The sequence below is a fragment of the Actinosynnema sp. genome, from assembly GCF_052038725.1.
The window spans coordinates 1-2388 of the sequence record NZ_JBQGCX010000944.1 but is presented as its reverse complement, the minus strand read 5'-3'; the positions used below and the strand labels follow the sequence as shown (position 1 = coordinate 2388).

The following is a 2388-nucleotide window of genomic DNA, read 5'->3' as shown; positions in this document are numbered from 1 at the left end:
CCCCGCCCCGGCGCGGCCCGCGCCGGGGCGGGACCCGCGTTAGCATACGCCCACGACAACCCGCGCCGCCTAGGCTGCCGGGCGTGCGCGTGCTGATCCTGGAGGACGAGCCCCACCTGGCCCAGGCCGTCCGGGACGGGTTGCGGCTGGCCGCCATCGCCGCCGACGTCGCCGGTGACGGCGACACCGCCCTGGAGCTGCTCGACGTCAACGCCTACGACCTGCTGGTGCTCGACCGCGACGTCCCCGGACCGTCCGGCGACGAGGTCGCCAGGCGCGTCGTCGCCTCCGGCCGGGGCCCCCCGATCCTGATGCTCACCGCCGCCGACCGCATCGACGACAAGGCGTCCGGGTTCGAGCTGGGCGCCGACGACTACCTGACCAAGCCGTTCGAGCTGCGCGAGCTGGTGCTGCGGCTGCGCGCGCTCGACCGCAGGCGCGCCCACGCCCGGCCGCCGGTGCACGAGATCGCCGGGTTGCGGCTGGACCCGTTCCGCCGCGAGGTCTTCCGCGACGGGCGGCCGGTCCCCCTCACCCGCAAGCAGTTCGCCGTGCTGGAGGTCCTGGTGGCCGCGCGCGGCGGGGTGATCAGCGCCGAGGAGCTGCTGGAGCGGGCCTGGGACGAGCACGCCGACCCGTTCACCAACGCCGTGCGGATCACCGTCTCGGCGCTGCGCAAGCGGCTCGGGCCGCCGTGGGTGATCACCACGGTGCCGGGGGTGGGCTACCGGATCGACACGGGCCGTGGCTAGGCCGCCGGGGCTGAGCGTCCGGCTCCGGCTCACCCTCAGCTACGCCGCGCTGCTGCTGGTCACCGGAGCCGTGCTGCTCGCGGTGGTGTGGCTGTACCTGCTGCGGTACGTGCCCGACAACGACCAGGGGCTGCTGGGCGTCTCGCCGAACCGGTACCTGCTGGTGGGGATGTTCGGGCCCGCGGCTGCCGCGGCGCTGGCGGTGCTGCTGGTGTCCGGGCTGGTCGGCGGCTGGTTCCTGGCAGGCCGGGTGCTCGCCCCGCTCACCCGCCTCTCGGACGCCGCGCGCGCCGTGGCGGGCGGCTCGCTCTCGCACCGGGTCCGGCTGCCGGGGCGCGCGGACGAGTTCCGCGAGCTGGCCGACCTGTTCGACGCCATGCTGGAGAAGCTGGAGGCGCACGTCGCCGAGCAGCGCAGGTTCGCCGCCAACGCCTCCCACGAGCTGCGCACCCCGCTGGCGATCACCCAGGCGCTGCTCGACGTGGCCCGCGACGACCCGGCGTGGGACCGGGGCGAGGCGCTCGCGCGGCTGCGGACCGCGAACCGGCGGGCGATCGACCTGACCGAGGCGCTGCTGCTGCTCGCCAGGGGCGAGGGCGGGGACCTCGTGCGCGAGCCCGTCGACCTGTCGCTGCTCGCCGAGGAGGCCGCCGAGGCGCTGCTGCCGCTGGCCGAGCGGCGCGGGACGGCGCTCGACGTCACCGGTGGCGCTGCGGTGGTCCGCGGGTCGGCGGAGCTGCTGCTGCGGGTGGTGCTGAACCTGGTGCAGAACGCCGTCGCGCACAACCTCCCCGCGAACTCGGGCGGCCGGGTGCTGGTGCGCACGGGGGAGCGGGACGGGGCGGGCGTGCTGGAGGTCGAGAACACCGGGCCGCCGCTGCCGCCGGAGCTGGTGCCGACGCTGACCGAGCCGTTCCAGCGGGGAGCGCGCCGCACGCGCGCCGACGGGCACGCGGGGGTCGGGCTCGGGCTGGCCATCGTGCGCGGCGTCGTCCACGCGCACGGCGGGACCCTGCGCCTGGTCGCCCGCCCGGAGGGCGGCCTGCGCGTCACGGTCGCGCTGCCGCTCGCCGAGGGGAGCGCGCCCACCAGCGGCGGGACGCCAGCGCGGCCAGCGCCGCGCCGGTCGCGTTGAGCAGCACGTCGTCCACCGACGACACCCGGTCCAGCCGGAACGCGCACTGCGCGGTCTCCACCAGCAGCGAGCAGACCGCGCCCAGCGCCAGCACGCGCGGCGCGGACGCCAGCGCCGGGAAGCGCACCGGGGCGAAGAACCCCAGCGCCGCGAACACCAGCAGGTTGCCCACGACCCCCAGCGGCCCCATCTCCAGCAGGTCCGCCAGCGGGACCAGGCTCAGCCTGCCGGGGACCTCGCCCGCGCGCTCACCCGGCATCAGCGTGATCCACAACCACGGGACCGTCCCGTACACCAGGCCGACCTCGGCCACCGAGGCGCGCCACGACCCCGCGCCCCGCAGCCGGGCCAGCCCCCACGCGGCCAGCACGGCGACCGGCGCCCCGACCAGCGTCACGAGCACCACGCCGTTCTCGGTGTCCAGGCACCCGTGCCACCGGCCCGCCGCGCACGCCGGAGCGGACATCATCAGCGGGCGGCGCAGGGCGAGCAGGACGGCGG

General features: G+C 76.9%; 3 protein-coding genes. 2 read left to right on the top strand and 1 reads right to left on the bottom strand.

All coding sequences use genetic code 11. The features are described 5' to 3' along the window. Positions 1-83: 83 nt before the first annotated feature. Positions 84-752 (top strand): response regulator transcription factor, encoded by a 669-nt coding sequence (locus tag ACTUAL_RS20000; protein ID WP_440901320.1) that lies wholly within the window; start codon positions 84-86, stop codon positions 750-752. After that, entirely contained in the window at positions 745-1887 is a 1143-nt protein-coding gene (locus tag ACTUAL_RS19995; RefSeq protein WP_096495538.1) for a sensor histidine kinase, read from the top strand. Before ACTUAL_RS20000 ends, ACTUAL_RS19995 begins: the two co-directional genes overlap by 8 nt. Here ACTUAL_RS19995 and ACTUAL_RS19990 read toward each other — a convergent pair. After that, positions 1802-2388 (bottom strand): VanZ family protein (locus tag ACTUAL_RS19990; protein ID WP_440901319.1); only part of this gene is annotated, 587 nt, incomplete at its 5' end. The genes ACTUAL_RS19995 and ACTUAL_RS19990 overlap by 86 nt on opposite strands.